The sequence below is a fragment of the Polaribacter sp. BM10 genome (assembly GCF_002005425.1).
Lineage (GTDB): Bacteria > Bacteroidota > Bacteroidia > Flavobacteriales > Flavobacteriaceae > Polaribacter > Polaribacter marinaquae.
Window position 1 is genome coordinate 3,032,289 of sequence record NZ_CP019704.1, and the last position, 14,805, is coordinate 3,047,093.

Genomic DNA, 14,805 nt, shown 5'->3' on the forward strand with positions numbered 1-14,805 from the left:
AATTGTTAATTATTCTTACTAATTACTCTTATTTTTTCTTTTACTTCTTGGGCAACTTTTCTTGCAGTATCTATATCAGCATTTACAATTGTAACATGCCCCATTTTTCTAAACGGACGCGTTTCTTTTTTTCCGTAAATGTGTGGCGTTACTCCGTCTATTTTTAAAATTTCTTCGATATTTTCATAAATTACGTCTCCAGTAAAACCTTCTTCACCAACTAAATTTACCATAATACCGGCAACTTTACTTTCTGTATTGCCTAAAGGAAGATTTAAAATAGAGCGTAGATGTTGCTCAAATTGATTGGTATAACTAGCTTCTATAGAATAATGTCCAGAATTATGAGGTCTTGGTGCAACTTCATTTACCAATATTTTATCGTCTACGGTTTGAAACATTTCTACTGCTAATAAACCAACAAAATCTAAATCGCTAACAACTTTTAAAGCAATTTCTCTTGCTTTTTCTGCTACTTTACTCTCTATTCTTGCAGGACAAATTACATATTCTACTTGGTTTGCTTCCGGATGAAATTCCATTTCAACAACCGGATACGTAGTTATTTTACCATCTTTGTTTCTAGCAACAATTACAGCTAATTCGTTTTTAAACGGAATTAATTTTTCTGTAATACACTCTACATTAGGTAAACTTTCTAGATCGTTAATGTTTCGAACAATTTTTACACCATTTCCATCGTACCCAAATCTTGCGGCTTTCCAAACAAAAGGAAAATCTATAATATTATTTTCGAAAGAATGCTTTAATTCTTCTAGATAAGCATAATGAGAAAATTCTGCAGTAGGTATTTGATGATCTAAGTAAAAGTTTTTTTGTCTTGCTTTGCTCTGGATAATTCTTAAATCTTTAGGTTTTGGGTAAATTTCTAGACCTTCGCTTTCTAATTTGTCTAAAGCATCTAAGTTTACATTTTCTATTTCTATAGTAAGTAAATCTACGGTTTTACCAAAATTATAAACAGCATCAAAATCTAACAAATCTCCAATAACAAAATTGTTGCAAATTTGTGCACAAGGTGCATTTGTATTACTGTCTAAAATAGAAGTGTAAATATCTAATTTTTGGGTTTCTGCTAAAAGCATTCGTCCTAATTGGCCACCACCAAGAACGCCCAATTTAAAATCTGAAGAATAATAATTTTTCACTGTTGAAGTTGTTGTGTTTCAGCAAAAATACACAACTCAAATCATTTTCACTAAAAATTACTGATTCTAATTGAAGAACCAGATTTTGTAACTTTATATTGTCTTGCCGGACACTCAAAATCATCTGTTTGTGGTGCACCACCAAAGTGAACACTGTATTCACTTTCATCACAAGAGCATTTTAAAACAGTTCCTTTTTCGAACGTCATAGGAGAGTTGCAATCGTTTTGAGGGCATAGTTTATCAAAAGCAACAAATTCTGAGCCATTTATATTAAAAAGAAAAATACCTTTAGCGCCTCCTGTAAGGTGTGCAAAACCACCAGGAGTTTGAACATTTATTAACTGCGGATTATTTAAATCTGTGCTTAAACTAACAGGAAATTGCCTTAAACAATTTGCAGGTAAATTGTTTTCTGCACAAGCAAAAAACAATATTAAACTTATAAAAAAAAGCACTTTTTTAAACATAAAATAATCTTTGTTTTCTTAATAACGAATGCAAGTTACAAATATTTTGTACATTTGTAATACAATCTCATTCCTGCAAAGGCAATGAGATTTTTAAATTATAACAAGATGAGTGAAATTTCATATTATTCTGAAGAAGGATTAAAAAAACTAAAAGAAGAACTAGTTCATTTAGAACAAGTAGAGCGACCAAGAGTAACGCAAGAAATTGCAGATGCAAGGGATAAAGGAGATTTAAGTGAAAACGCAGAGTATCATGCTGCAAAAGAAGAACAATCTCATTTAGAATTTAAAATTGCGAAATTAAAAAACGTAATTTCTGGTGCACGTATTTTAGATGAAAGTCAATTAGATACCTCTAAAGTTTTAATACATTCTAACGTTGTAATTAAAAACACAGCTAACGGAATGGAGTTTAAATACAGATTGGTTGCAGACTCAGAAACAGATGTTAGAAATGGTAAACTTTCTGTAAACTCGCCAATAGGTAAAGGTTTATTAGGTAAAAAAGCTGGGGAAATTGCAGAGATTAAGGTGCCAAATGGTTTAATGAAATTCGAAATTGTAGAAATTTCGAGATAATTTATATAAAATGTTATTTAAAACGCTTTTCATTGAAAAGCGTTTTTTATTTTTACTAAAAATCGATTTATTATGAGCGTTTTTACAAAGATAATTACAGGAGAAATACCAAGTTATAAGGTTGCAGAAAATGATGATTTTATTGCCTTTTTAGATATAAACCCAAATGCAAAAGGTCATACGTTGGTTGTGCCAAAAAAAGAAGTTGATAAGGTTTTTGATTTATCTAAAGAAGAATATACTGCTTTAATGAACTTTTCTTATGAAATTGCCAAAGCAATTGAAAAAGCTGTGCCTTGTTTAAGAGTTGGTATGAGTGTAATTGGTTTAGAAGTACCACATGTACATGTTCATTTAATTCCCTTAAATGAAATGGCAGATATTCAGTTTTCTAAAAAAGTAAAATTATCTAACGAAGAGTTTAATTCTTTGGCTGCAAGTATTGCCAAGAACTTTTAGATATGAAACAATGGCAGAAAATCGGTTTAGGCTGGGGAGTTTGGATGTTCTTGTGTATGGCTTTTGTTTGGCCTTTGATAGATGGTGAAAAGATTACTTTAAATAGAATTCTTGTAAAATTTATTTTTTGGATGTTATCTGGGCTTATTTTTGGTTATGTATCATCAAAATATAAGAAATATAAGGGCAATTAGTTCTTTGACCTCTTAAGCTTTATTTAATAAGATTTCGAAAGTTGTTCCTTTATCTATTTCAGATTTTTGTACATAAATTTTACCTTTGTGATAGTCTTCTATAATTCTTTTAGATAAAGATAAACCTAAACCCCAACCACGCTTTTTTGTTGTAAAACCTGGTTTAAAGATTTGTTTAAATAATTTTTTTGGCATTCCTTTACCGGTATCAGAAACAATAATTTTAACTTTTTTAGCTGTATTTTCTATTCGGATGCATAAAGAACCTTCTCTTTGCATTGCATCAATTGCATTTTTTATGAGGTTTTCTATTACCCAACCATACAATTCGGCATTAATTTTAGTGTTTATCTCGGTATCTGAAGTGGTAAACGAAAAACTGATTTGTTTAGAACTTCTAGATTTTAAATAATCGAATGCACTTTTTGTAATGGTAACAATATTATCTGATTTTAGTTCTGGTACAGAACCAATTTTAGAAAACCTGTTGGCAATTATATTTAATCGATTTACGTCTTTTTCTATTTCTTCTACATATTTATCGTCTACTTTTTCCATTTTTAAAATGGCAATCCAACCTAATAAAGAAGATAATGGTGTGCCAATTTGGTGTGCAGTTTCCTTGGCCATCCCTGTCCATAATTTATTAGTTTCTGCAGCTTTATTAGAGTTGTAGAACAGATAAATAACACTTAAAAATAAGATTAGAATTAAGATTAATGCTATTGGGTAATAGGTTAGTTTGTTTAGTAAATCTGAATTTCGATAATAAATATATTGCTTGTTTTTACCATTGTAACTAATTTCTATAGGCGCATTTTCTTCTTTCATTTTAAGCAGTTGCTCTTCTAAATATTTAGGGCTTAAAGATTTTAAAGAGTCTAAATTTTGAAAAGATTCGATGTTACCTTTTTCATCAACCAAAATTAACGGAATAGTCGTATTAGCAACAATAATTTTATCTGGTAATGTTATATCTGCGTTTAGATCTGAATTTGCCAATTGCTTTTGAGCAATCCCTAGAATTTCCATTTTTACTCTTTCATCATTTTTAAATTTCTGAAAAAATATGTAGGTATTCCATAGAATTAAAGAAACGATTATCAAAGAGATTAAAACGGCAATTCTTTTAAATAAAAGTGTATTGGTTAGAAAATTCATAAGAACAAATATAAAGCTTTCAGTATATAACTCATTTCCTATTTTGATAGTATCTTTACAGTCTAAAATTTTCTTTTTATTAAAATTAAATTGTTTTAAAAATTTTAATAAATAAGCTTTTTTTGAATTTTTAAATACTTAAGATATGCTTACAATAGACCCAAAAGAAGTTTCTACAGCAAAATTACATGGTTATTTACTAGGTGCTGTTGCCCCAAGACCAATTGCTTTTGCGAGTACAATAGATAAAGATGGAAATCCGAATTTATCTCCGTTTAGTTTTTTTAATGTCTTTGGTGCAAATCCGCCAATAATGATTTTTTCTCCTGCAAGACGAGTAAGAGATAATACTACAAAACATACTTTAGAAAATGCTTTAGAAACTAAAGAAGTAGTAATTAATATGGTTAATTACGATATTGTACAGCAGATGTCTTTAAGCTCTACAGAGTACCCAGAAGGTGTAAATGAGTTTGATAAAGCGGGCTTTACAATGCTAAAATCGGATATTGTAAAACCATTTAGAGTTGCAGAATCACCTGTACAATTTGAATGTAAAGTTAACGACGTAATTTTTACAGGACAAAATGGTGGGGCAGGTAATTTGGTTGTTTGTGAAGTGGTTAAAATTCATATTTCTGATGATGTTTTAGATGAAAACGGTGCAATAGATCAACATAAAATAGACTTGGTTGCAAGAGCCGGCGGAAGTTATTATTCGAGAGCAAGAGATGGTTTTTTCGAAATACCTAAACCAATTTCTACATTAGGTATTGGCGTTGATGCAATAAGTGCAGACATTAGAAATAGTACAGTTTTAACAGGTAATAATTTGGGTATGTTAGGCAACATAGAACAATTGCCTACCGATGAAAGTGTTAATAACTTTGCGAAAGAACATCCAAAATTTATTGGGTTAGAAACCGCAAAAAAACATACATTTGCACAAGATTTTTTAAAAAAGAATGATGTAGAAAGTGCTTGGAAAGTGCTTTTAATTAAATAGTTAAGATTATATATTATGGAAGTTATTGGTAAAGTTAAGTTAATCGGAGATGTACAAACTTTTGGTGCAAATGGTTTTAGAAAAAGAGAATTAGTTGTTACAACAGATGATCAATATCCTCAAATGATTATGATTGAATTTGTACAAGATAAAGTAGATTTATTAAATAATTACGCTGTTGGGCAAGATGTAAAAGTATCTATTAATTTAAGAGGTAGAGAATGGATTAACCCACAAGGTGAAGCAAAATACTTTAACTCTATACAAGGTTGGAGAATAGAAAACTTATCTCAGTCTAACACACAGGGGCAAAACTTACCTCCAGTAGATCAGTTTCAGCCAGCATCTAACGTTTCTAACGAAGAGCCAGATGATTTACCTTTCTAGAATCTAGAAATTTAAATTAGATATAAAAAAAGAGTGCAATTATTAAATTGCACTCTTTTTTTATGTTGTTTTAGGTTTTTCTTTCTTGGGCATTGGGCCTCTAAGATGAATAACCAAACCATTTAAGAAGTTTCTTAATATTTGGTCTCCGCATTCTACATACTTCGGATGATCTTCACTTCTAAATAAAGCGCCTAATTCTCCTTTAGAAACTTTAAAATCTACCAAAGCGCAGATTTCTATAATATCTGTATCACGCAATTTATGCGCAACACGTAATTTTTTTAAAATATCGTTATTTGTTAATCCCATATGGCAAAGGTACTATTTTTATGTAACTACTTTAAATATAGCCCAAGCATAAATTGCAAACCTTAAAAAACGGAATAATCCAAAAAAGACAACATTTCTAAAAGGATATTTAATCATACCTGCAGCTAAACACGCAATAGAAAAAGGCAAAGGTAAAAGTGCACCAACTAAAATTAAAAAGCCACCCCATTTTTTGGTGTTTTTAAGATTTGCCGCCATTTTAACTTCTAAATAATTCTTTACAGATTCTATTTTTAAAGTGGTTTTACCAATAAAATAAGATAACAAACCACCAAAATATGATAATGCAGCTAAAATTGATAAATTTAAAATAGGTTCGTTTGTTTTCTTTGTCCAGGCAATAAATATTTCTGGCGGAATTAAACCTAAAATAGTTTCAGAAATAAAAAATGTTATTAAAATACCAACTCTAGAAAAAGTTTCTGTAATTGTTTCTAAACCATTATTAATATCGTAAACGTATTTATTAAATAAAAATAGCCCTAAAACTACAAGTACAATTGGTAAGAAAGCTTTTTTTACACTTTCCCAAACAAACATATAAAAGCCTGTTCTACCATAATAATTATGTAGTCTTTTACCTATAAATGCGGTTTTTTTCTTTCTCTTTTTTTTCTTTTTTTCCAAGAAGACAATTGTTTAATTAATTTGCAAAAATAGTAACAAATTCTAAATAAATAAGAATAGAATTTTAGATTAACTGTTTTTTAAGAAATATGTAAGTTTGTTTCTAATTTTTAATTCTATTTAGCATGATTTGGCTTACAGATAAAATTGATTTTCCTGATTATAAATATACCACAAAAGAAGGCATAATTGCTTTGGGAGGAGATTTATCTGAAGAAAGATTAATTTTCGCTTATCAAAACGGAATTTTCCCTTGGTTTTCTGATGATGATCCTATTGTTTGGTATTGTCCTTATGATAGAATGGTGCTTTTTCCAGAAGATTTAAAAGTATCTAAATCTATGAGAAAAATACTCAATAAAAATAAATTTACAATTACCGAGAATAAAGCTTTTGCAGAGGTAATTTATAATTGTAAAAATATTGATAGAAAAGATGATCTTGGTACTTGGATTACTAATGATATGGAACAAGCTTACATAAATTTGCATAAAACAGGTTTTGCAAAATCGATAGAAGTTTGGTTAGATAACGAATTAGTAGGTGGTTTATATGGCGTAGAGGTTAACGGCGTATTTTGTGGTGAAAGTATGTTTAGTAAAGTGTCTAATGCATCTAAATTGGCTTTTATTTATTTGGTGCAAACTAAAAAATACAAGCTAATCGATTGCCAAGTTTATAACGATCATTTGGCAAGTTTAGGTGCTAAAGAAATTGATAGGGCTTTATTTTTATCAATATTAAAAGAAAAATAAAAAAAATCCTTGAATAATTAAACTCAAGGATTTTTATAAATTATAATAAGAATTACTGCTTATTTCTTAGCTAATAAATCTCTAATTTGCTCTAATAATTCTTCTTGAGAAGGTCCTGCTGGAGCTGGTTCTGGAGCTGGTTCTTCTTTTTTCTTTAAGTTATTTAAACCTTTTACAATTAAGAACATTACAAAGGCAACAATAATAAAGTCAATTACGTTCGTTAAAAAGTCTCCGTATAATACAGCAACTTCACCAACAACTTTACCAGTTTCATCTGCAACACCATCTTTAACTATATATTTTAAGTCTTTAAAATCGGCATTGAAAATTAGACCAATTAAAGGTGAAACAATTCCACCAGTAAAAGAAGTAACAACTTGTTTAAAAGCTGCACCCATAACAAAACCTACTGCAATGTCAACAAGGTTTCCCTTCATTGCAAAGTCTTTAAATTCTTTAAGCATTCCCATTTTATAAGTATTTAATTGATTAATGAATGGCTAAAATACTAAAAAAAATTATTTCTTTAACACTTTTTTAACACGTTGAGAGATTGCAGTCAAAGTTTCATAAACAATTGTTTCAGAAACGTTGGCAATATGTTGTATCATTTGTTGGTTATTAAATATTATAACTGCATCACCTTCAGTACAATTAATTTTAGTTACATCAACCATTATCATATCCATACAGACGTTACCTATAATAGGTGCTTTTTGGTTGTTAATTAAAACATATCCTTTTTTATTACCAATTTTTCTAGACAAACCATCTGCGTGTCCAATGGGTACAGTTGCAGTTTTAGTTAGTCTTTTTGCTACAAATGCTCTATTATAACCTACTGTTTCTCCTGGATTAATTGTGTGTATTTGAGATATTATAGATGTTAAATTGTGAGTGTTTTTTAATGCTGCAGTTTCTTTATCATCATTACCAAAACCGTACAAACCAATACCAACTCTAACCATATCAAATTGTGCTTTTGCATAATTTACAACGCCAGAAGTATTTAATATATGTAATAAGGGTTCGTAGCCTAAATGCTTGTAAAATTGTTGGGCAATATATGCAAAGTTGTTTATTTGGTTAATGCTAAACTCTTGTTCTTCTAAATCTTCACTTGCGGCTAAATGAGAAAATAAAGATTGTACTTTAATATGATTTGTTTTTTTTAAATCAGAAATTATAGCAGGAATATCTGTGTGCCAAAAACCCAACCTATTTAAACCTGTGTTAAATTTAATATGAATAGGATAGTTCATTAAAGGAGCTTCGTCTGCTAACTTTAAAAATGCATTAAATATTTTAAAATTATATAAGTTTGGTTCTAATCGATAAGAAACAACCTCTTTTAAATTTGGTATCTGCGGATGTAAAACTAAAATAGGTTTAGAAATATTGGCTTCTCTTAAAGCAATACCTTCGTGCGTGTAAGCAACAGCAAAATAATCTACTTTATCCTCTAAATGCTTTGCAACTTGCACGCCATCGCTACCGTAACCAAAAGCTTTAACTACTGCTAAAATTTTTGTTTCTGGATTAACTTTTTGTTTAAAATAATTAAGATTATGGTCTAAAGCAGCACCATCAATCTCTAAAACGGTTACGTGGTTATTCATATTTAATGCAGTATTTTAGTCAGAATCTTTTGTAGCAGAATCTTTTTCTGTAGCAGATAAAACTTCTTGTTGTTGCTTTTGTAATGCTTTGTAATAAGCCGCTCTACTTAAAGGTTCATATTCTTGCGTTTCACCTAACATTACAATGTTGTCGTTTTTAGCCTTTCTAAAACTGTAATGCGCTAAATTACCTGTATGCGTACAGACTGCATGCACTTTGGTTACGTATTCTGCAGTTGCCATTAAAGCAGGCATTGGTCCGAAAGGATTTCCTTTAAAATCCATATCTAAACCAGCAACAATTACACGAATTCCTCTATTTGCTAAATCGTTACAAACCGCAACAATTTCATCATCAAAAAACTGTGCTTCATCTATACCAACAACATCTACATTGTTGGCTAAAAGTCTAATATTTGCAGATGCAGGTACGGGTGTAGATCTAATTCTATTATCGTTATGCGATACAACTTCTTCATCGTCATAACGAGTATCTACAGCTGGTTTAAAAATTTCTACACGCTGTTTTGCAAACTGTGCACGTTTTAAACGTCTAATAAGTTCTTCTGTTTTACCAGAAAACATAGAGCCGCATATTACTTCTATCCAACCAAATTGTTCTGTATGATTTACTGTATTTTCAAGAAACATTTTGTAATTTTAGGCTTTAGAAATTTAAATTTTGCTTTACTTTCGTAATCAACAAATTTATTAAAAATTACGAGTAAATTATAACTTCAACTTACAACTTATGCACAAAAAATTGGAAAACGATTTAATGAGTTTAGCTCATAGCATTTTACAGATGAAAAACAAACAAGATGTAAAAGCTTTAAAAGACAAATCGCAGCAAATTTATGAGAAATTATCACTTTTGGCATTTGTAGAAGATTATGTAAACACCAATCCTAACTTAGACGAAACAAAAGAAGAACTTGTAGAAAAGGTAACTTCTGCATTTGATAAAAAGCACACTATTATTGCTACAGATGATAAAGAAGATGTAAAGACAGAAGTTGTACAAGAAGATTTTATAGATGTAAATGAAAAGCTTGCTGTAGAAATAGGAGACGATTTCTTAAAGCAAGAAATTGAAACATCAGAAATTATGAAACCGCTTGAAGAAGAAGTTACCATTGAAACTTTAAAAGAAGAAGTTGTTAACGAGAAAATAGAAGTTGAAAAAGAAGAACCGATAGAACAACCTTTTGATGATTTAGAAGAACTAATTTTTGGCGATACAAAACCCACAAACTTTAAAGACGACCCCAAAGATGTTGGCGAAAAAAATACAATTACTTTAGAGGAAGAATTGGAAGACACAATTCCGGTTGATGTTATTGCTAATTTATTCGAACCTGTGCAACCAAAATCTTTAAACGATAAATTACAGACTAATATTCAAATTGGTTTAAATGATAGAATTGTTTTTGTAAAAAATTTGTTTGAAGGTAGTCAAGAAGATTTTAATCGTGTAGTTTCTCAATTAAACACATTTAAAACAGAAAAAGAAGCAAAAAAGTTTATCATTAAAATGGTAAAGCCAGATTATGATTGGTCTAATCAAGAAGAATTAGAAAATAGATTGTTAGAGATTATAGAAAGAAGATTCGCATAAAACCATTTTTTTGAAACCAATTTTAATACATACACATTTTCATAAACGCAGAACTGGTGTTACAAGAAGTATAGAAAATGTTTTACCTTTTTTTTCTGATACATACGAAACGTATCTGTACGGATATGGTGCAAAAGGTAAACATATTAAGACCAAAGAGCTAAGAAAGTTATTGTTTTCTAATAGAGAAGTTGTTGTGCATTGTCATCGTAATAACGAAATTATGCGGATGCTTTTTTTTAGGTTTTTGGGCGCAAAATTTAAATTAGTAGCAACAAGACATGCAGAAACTGTTCCTTCTGGTTTAACAATGAAACTGCTAAAAAAAGCAGATAAAGTTGTTACATTGGTAAATAGCATGAGTCAAAAATTGGGTATTAAAAATACCGTTGTTGGTCACGGAGTAGATGTAGATTATTTTAAACCCAAAGAAAATGTTACTTTAAAAGATATAAAACAAGATCATATTATTTTATGTGCAGGTAGAGTTAGAAAAGCTAAAGGACAAGTAACATTGCTAAACGCTGCTAAAATCTTAAAAAATCATAAAAATTGGGCTTTGGTAATTGTGGGTAAAGTAGATAAACCTGCATTTTTAGAAGAATTACAACAAATTGCCAAAGAGCAAAAGATTAACGAGCAAGTTTATTTTGTTAATGAAACTCCAGATATACTATCATATTATCAAGCATCAAAAATAGCAGTTGTACCAAGTTTTTCTGAAGGATTTTCTTTGGTAACCGCAGAGGCAATGTCTTGCGGATGTTCCGTTATTGCAACAAAAGAAGTAGGCGTACATTCATCATTAATAGAAAATACAAAAAATGGTTATTTGTTTGCCCCAGGTAATAGCAGCGAATTAGAAAAACTACTTGAAAGTTCTATAAACGGAGAATTACCACTTTTAGGTAAACAAGCAAGAGAAGAAATTTTAAAAAACTGGAGTGCCTTAAAAGAAGCAGAAAACCTTATAAAAGTATATCAGAATTAGTAATTAAGGTAAAACTCTGTAACAAAATTAATTAGTAGTCGTCTTAAATTTAAAACCTACTAATTATGAAAAATATAGCCACAATTCTTTTCGCTTTTATTATTACAGCAACTTCGGCACAAGATGCCGCTTTCGAAAAATTTTATAAATCAAATAAAGAGAAATCTACTTTTTCTATAAATTTATCTGCATCCTTGGCAGGTTCATTTTTAGATGATGAAGATGATAGCGATTTAATGAATGTTATTAAAAAATCGAGCGATTTTAAGCTTATGGTTTTTAATAATGATGATTATTCTGTTGCAAAAGGCTTTAAAAAGTTTAAAAGAAGAAATAATTTAAAAACCTATGTTCGAGTTAAAGACAATGGTAGTAAAGCAGAATTGTATTTTGTAGAAAAGAACAATCTTATTAGAGAAATTATAATTAGAGCAAACAGCAATAACGATAAATTAGTATTATTCGGTTTAAAAACTAAAATTACTAAAGAAGAATTAGCAGCAATGATATCATCTTCAAACATAGAAGTAACATCTAGATAAAAAACAAAAGAGAAGATTTAACCAATCTTCTCTTTTAATTCTGCAACCACTTTTTTACTATTTCCAATAAAAATTTCGTTATCAACAATAAAAACAGGTCGTTTTAAAAAAGTATATTCATCTAAAATATATTGCCTGTAATCTGCCTCAGAAATTTCCTGATTTTTTAAATCCATAGCTTTATATAATTTTGCACGTTTATTAAACAACGCCTCATAACTACCCGCAAGCTTGTGCATTTCTTCTAATTGCGCAACATTTACAGGATTTCCTTTTATTTCTTGTCGCACAAAACCATCTGTATTTACCTCTTTTAAAATACGTTTACAAGTATCACAAGTTTGTAAAAAATAGACTTTTCTCATAGGAATCGATTATATTTGTTTACTCAAAAATAACATAAAAAATGAAGACACAATTCGATGTTTTAAGAAAATCTCGCGATTTAGTAATAAAAGAATTAGAAGGTTTAACATTAGAGCAAATTCATACAATTCCTGCAGGATTTAAAAACAATATTGCATGGAATGTTGCTCATTTAGTAGTCACACAACAATTATTACACTACAAAATGTCGGGTTTAAACTGTCTGTGTCCAGATGATTTAATTACAGATTTTAAAAAAGGAACTGTACCAACAAAACAATTTACAGAAGAAGAATTCGAAGAAGTAAAAGAACTTTTAATAGGTTTACCAGATACTTTAGAAGAAGATTTCGAAGCAGGTATTTTTAAAGAATTTACAGAATACCCAACAAGCACAGGTTTTGTGTTAAGCTCTATAGAAAATGCAATTGCTTTTAACAATTTTCATGAAGGAATTCACTACGGAATTATAAGATCTATAAAGAAATTTTTATAATTTTTTAGAAGCTATTTCCAGCTTTCACTACTCGCTTTTTTAGTTGTAAATTTTTTTAAAATTTACAACTAAAAAGAGCTCAAACAAACCGTTCAATCTGGGCTAAACTACTTGCCGGTTATTAGCAATTAGAAGTTAAAAGCTATCAAACAATGAAATTTAATACGAAAACCATTCACGGAGGCCAAAAACCAGAAAAATCAACAGGCGCAATTATGCCGCCAATTTTTCAAACCTCAACATACGCACAAACAAACCCAGATCAAGAATTTCATTATTCAAGAGGAGAAAATCCAACAAGAAAAGCTTTAGAAGATAGTTTTGCTGCAATAGAAAATGGTACAAAAGGTTTTGCTTTTTCATCTGGTTTAGCTGCAATAGATGCAGTTTTAAGACTTTTAAAACCCGGAGACGAAATAATTGCAGGAGACGATTTGTATGGCGGAACGTATAGAATGTTCACAAAATTATTTCAAAAATATGGTCTAGAATTTTCTTTTGTAGATACAGATAGTTTAAAAAATATTACAAATAAAATTACCGAGAACACCAAGTTAATTTGGTTAGAAACACCAACAAATCCGTTAATGAAAATTGCAGATATAAATGTAATTTCTAATGCTGTAAAAGAAATTAATAACGAAATATTAATAGCAGTAGACAATACATTTGCAACGCCTTATTTACAGCAACCTTTAAATTTAGGTGCAGATATTGTAATGCATTCTGCCACAAAATATCTTGGTGGGCATTCAGACATTATTATGGGCGCATTAATGGTTAAAGATGCTAAATTAGCAGAAGAAATTCATTTTATTCAATTTGCTGCAGGCGCAATTGCAGGTCCAATGGATTCTTTTTTGGCTTTAAGAGGTATAAAAACCTTACATATTAGAATGCAACGTCATTGCGAAAATGGTAAAGCAATTGCTAACTTTCTTAAAAATCATCCAAAAGTTGGTAATGTTTATTATCCTGGTCTAGCAGAACACCCAAATTTTGAATTGGCAAAAAAGCAAATGAAAGACTTCGGCGGAATGGTTTCTTTCTCTTTAAAAGAAGAAACTAAAGAAGCTGCTTTTAAATTTTTAGAAAACACAAAGCTATTTACTTTGGCAGAATCTTTAGGAGGTGTAGAAAGTTTAGCAAATCATTCTGCAACAATGTCACATGCATCAATACCAGAAGAAGAACGTTTAAAAATTGGTATTACAGATTCTTTAATTCGGTTAAGTGTTGGTATAGAAGATGTAGAAGATTTAATACAAGATTTAGAAAATGCTTTACAAGCATAATATTTAAAACACAAAAAAGGAGAAATTTTAAAATTTCTCCTTTTTTGTATCTAGTAGTTCTCAATTAAAATAAACCATTAATTTGAGAGTCTATTCGATCTATAATATATCCTAAATCTTCTTGATTTTTAACAAAATCTAAATTATCAACATCTATAACTAATAATTTTCCTTTGGTATATTTAGAAATAAAAGCTTCATAACGCTCGTTAAGTCTGCTTAGATAATCAATAGAAATAGAGTTTTCATATTCTCTACCACGTTTGTGTATTTGGCCAACCAAAGTAGAAATATCTGCACGTAAATAGATTAATAAATCTGGTGGTTGTACTAAATTTTCCATCAATTCAAATAAAGAAGAATAATTGCTAAAATCTCTATTTGTCATTAAGCCCATTGCGTGCAAGTTTGGTGCAAAAATATGAGCATCTTCATAAATAGTTCTGTCTTGAATAATGTTTTGTCCAGATTCTCTTAGTTCTAAGATCTGTCTAAATCTACTATTTAAAAAATATACTTGTAAATTAAAAGACCAGCGCTCCATCTCTGTGTAAAAATCATCTAAATAAGGATTTTCATCAACAGCTTCAAAATGAGGTTTCCAATTGTAATGTTTCGCTAAAAGTTTGGTTAGCGTAGTTTTACCAGCGCCAATATTTCCTGCAATTGCAACGTGCATATATAAAAAGGTATAAAATTAAAACGGTGGATAAAGGTACATAAATTTTATAA

21 protein-coding genes are annotated in these 14,805 nt (G+C 29.7%); 11 read left to right on the forward strand and 10 right to left on the reverse strand.

Features of this window, described 5'->3' with window-relative positions; genetic code table 11:
- Positions 1-5: 5 nt before the first annotated feature.
- A complete protein-coding gene (locus BXQ17_RS13300; protein ID WP_077811109.1) occupies positions 6-1,169 on the reverse strand; it encodes a 5-(carboxyamino)imidazole ribonucleotide synthase in 1,164 nt (387 codons plus the stop codon).
- A 50-nt stretch (positions 1,170-1,219) separates the two neighbouring features.
- The gene (locus tag BXQ17_RS13305) at positions 1,220-1,627 is read right to left on the reverse strand and encodes a phosphoribosylaminoimidazole carboxylase (protein ID WP_254712383.1); all 408 of its coding nucleotides are present in this window, start codon (positions 1,625-1,627) and stop codon (positions 1,220-1,222) included.
- A gap of 120 nt (positions 1,628-1,747) precedes the next feature.
- Between BXQ17_RS13305 and greA the strand changes: the two genes are divergently transcribed.
- The 3 genes from greA (at position 1,748) to BXQ17_RS13320 (ending at position 2,874) form a co-directional block, all read left to right on the forward strand.
- Positions 1,748-2,221 (forward strand): transcription elongation factor GreA, encoded by a 474-nt coding sequence (greA, locus tag BXQ17_RS13310; protein WP_149025914.1) that lies wholly within the window; start codon positions 1,748-1,750, stop codon positions 2,219-2,221.
- Between the two features lie 72 nt (positions 2,222-2,293).
- Positions 2,294-2,680, forward strand: a complete 387-nt coding sequence (locus tag BXQ17_RS13315) for an HIT family protein (RefSeq protein ID WP_077811112.1) — start codon at positions 2,294-2,296, stop codon at positions 2,678-2,680.
- Between the two features lie 2 nt (positions 2,681-2,682).
- A complete protein-coding gene (locus BXQ17_RS13320; protein WP_077811113.1) occupies positions 2,683-2,874 on the forward strand; it encodes a hypothetical protein in 192 nt (63 codons plus the stop codon).
- Between the two features lie 12 nt (positions 2,875-2,886).
- Here the strand turns inward: BXQ17_RS13320 and BXQ17_RS13325 are convergent, their stop codons facing one another.
- The gene (locus BXQ17_RS13325; RefSeq protein WP_077811114.1) at positions 2,887-4,035 is read right to left on the reverse strand and encodes a HAMP domain-containing sensor histidine kinase; all 1,149 of its coding nucleotides are present in this window, start codon (positions 4,033-4,035) and stop codon (positions 2,887-2,889) included.
- Between the two features lie 145 nt (positions 4,036-4,180).
- Here BXQ17_RS13325 and BXQ17_RS13330 point away from each other — a divergent pair, with 145 nt between their 5' ends.
- The gene (locus BXQ17_RS13330; protein ID WP_077811115.1) at positions 4,181-5,041 is read left to right on the forward strand and encodes a flavin reductase family protein; all 861 of its coding nucleotides are present in this window, start codon (positions 4,181-4,183) and stop codon (positions 5,039-5,041) included.
- A 15-nt stretch (positions 5,042-5,056) separates the two neighbouring features.
- Positions 5,057-5,428 carry a DUF3127 domain-containing protein gene (locus BXQ17_RS13335; protein ID WP_077811116.1) on the forward strand — a complete coding sequence of 124 codons (372 nt, stop codon included), beginning with the start codon at positions 5,057-5,059 and terminating at the stop codon, positions 5,426-5,428.
- Between the two features lie 60 nt (positions 5,429-5,488).
- Here BXQ17_RS13335 and BXQ17_RS13340 read toward each other — a convergent pair whose 3' ends face one another.
- On the reverse strand, positions 5,489-5,740 hold the full coding sequence (locus tag BXQ17_RS13340) for a DUF1456 family protein (protein ID WP_077811117.1): 252 nt from the start codon (positions 5,738-5,740) through the stop codon (positions 5,489-5,491).
- 18 nt (positions 5,741-5,758) lie between these two features.
- On the reverse strand, positions 5,759-6,388 hold the full coding sequence (locus BXQ17_RS13345; protein ID WP_077811118.1) for a YqaA family protein: 630 nt from the start codon (positions 6,386-6,388) through the stop codon (positions 5,759-5,761).
- Between the two features lie 125 nt (positions 6,389-6,513).
- On the opposite strand from BXQ17_RS13345, the gene aat reads away from it, so the two are divergent.
- Positions 6,514-7,143, forward strand: a complete 630-nt coding sequence (aat, locus tag BXQ17_RS13350) for a leucyl/phenylalanyl-tRNA--protein transferase (RefSeq protein WP_077811119.1) — start codon at positions 6,514-6,516, stop codon at positions 7,141-7,143.
- A 59-nt stretch (positions 7,144-7,202) separates the two neighbouring features.
- Here aat and mscL read toward each other — a convergent pair whose 3' ends face one another.
- From mscL to BXQ17_RS13365, 3 genes are read right to left on the reverse strand one after another with little or no spacing between them, the layout of a single operon-like run.
- The gene (gene mscL, locus BXQ17_RS13355; RefSeq protein ID WP_187661457.1) at positions 7,203-7,610 is read right to left on the reverse strand and encodes a large conductance mechanosensitive channel protein MscL; all 408 of its coding nucleotides are present in this window, start codon (positions 7,608-7,610) and stop codon (positions 7,203-7,205) included.
- A gap of 54 nt (positions 7,611-7,664) precedes the next feature.
- Positions 7,665-8,765, reverse strand: coding sequence for an alanine racemase (gene alr / locus BXQ17_RS13360; protein WP_077811121.1), 1,101 nt, complete (start codon positions 8,763-8,765; stop codon positions 7,665-7,667).
- Positions 8,766-8,780: 15 nt separating this feature from the next.
- Entirely contained in the window at positions 8,781-9,416 is a 636-nt protein-coding gene (locus tag BXQ17_RS13365) for a thymidine kinase (RefSeq protein WP_077811122.1), read from the reverse strand.
- 100 nt (positions 9,417-9,516) lie between these two features.
- On the opposite strand from BXQ17_RS13365, the gene BXQ17_RS13370 reads away from it, so the two are divergent.
- The 3 genes from BXQ17_RS13370 to BXQ17_RS13380 all read left to right on the forward strand — a co-directional run bounded on the left by BXQ17_RS13370 (position 9,517) and on the right by BXQ17_RS13380 (position 11,916).
- Complete coding sequence (locus BXQ17_RS13370; RefSeq protein ID WP_077811123.1) at positions 9,517-10,383, forward strand: hypothetical protein; 867 nt, start codon at positions 9,517-9,519, stop codon at positions 10,381-10,383.
- Between the two features lie 10 nt (positions 10,384-10,393).
- Positions 10,394-11,374 (forward strand): glycosyltransferase family 4 protein, encoded by a 981-nt coding sequence (locus tag BXQ17_RS13375; RefSeq protein WP_077811124.1) that lies wholly within the window; start codon positions 10,394-10,396, stop codon positions 11,372-11,374.
- Positions 11,375-11,439: 65 nt separating this feature from the next.
- Positions 11,440-11,916: a DUF4252 domain-containing protein gene (locus BXQ17_RS13380; RefSeq protein ID WP_077811125.1), complete on the forward strand. Its 477-nt coding sequence runs from the start codon at positions 11,440-11,442 to the stop codon at positions 11,914-11,916.
- Between the two features lie 17 nt (positions 11,917-11,933).
- Here BXQ17_RS13380 and BXQ17_RS13385 read toward each other — a convergent pair whose 3' ends face one another.
- Positions 11,934-12,281, reverse strand: coding sequence for an arsenate reductase family protein (locus BXQ17_RS13385; protein ID WP_077811126.1), 348 nt, complete (start codon positions 12,279-12,281; stop codon positions 11,934-11,936).
- Between the two features lie 41 nt (positions 12,282-12,322).
- Here BXQ17_RS13385 and BXQ17_RS13390 point away from each other — a divergent pair, with 41 nt between their 5' ends.
- Together BXQ17_RS13390 and BXQ17_RS13395 are read left to right on the forward strand one after the other, a co-directional pair.
- Positions 12,323-12,778 (forward strand): DinB family protein, encoded by a 456-nt coding sequence (locus tag BXQ17_RS13390; protein WP_077811127.1) that lies wholly within the window; start codon positions 12,323-12,325, stop codon positions 12,776-12,778.
- 152 nt (positions 12,779-12,930) lie between these two features.
- Entirely contained in the window at positions 12,931-14,073 is a 1,143-nt protein-coding gene (locus BXQ17_RS13395; protein WP_077811128.1) for a cystathionine gamma-synthase, read from the forward strand.
- A gap of 64 nt (positions 14,074-14,137) precedes the next feature.
- Here BXQ17_RS13395 and BXQ17_RS13400 read toward each other — a convergent pair whose 3' ends face one another.
- On the reverse strand, positions 14,138-14,752 hold the full coding sequence (locus BXQ17_RS13400; RefSeq protein ID WP_077811129.1) for a deoxynucleoside kinase: 615 nt from the start codon (positions 14,750-14,752) through the stop codon (positions 14,138-14,140).
- Between the last annotated feature and the right edge of the window lie 53 nt (positions 14,753-14,805).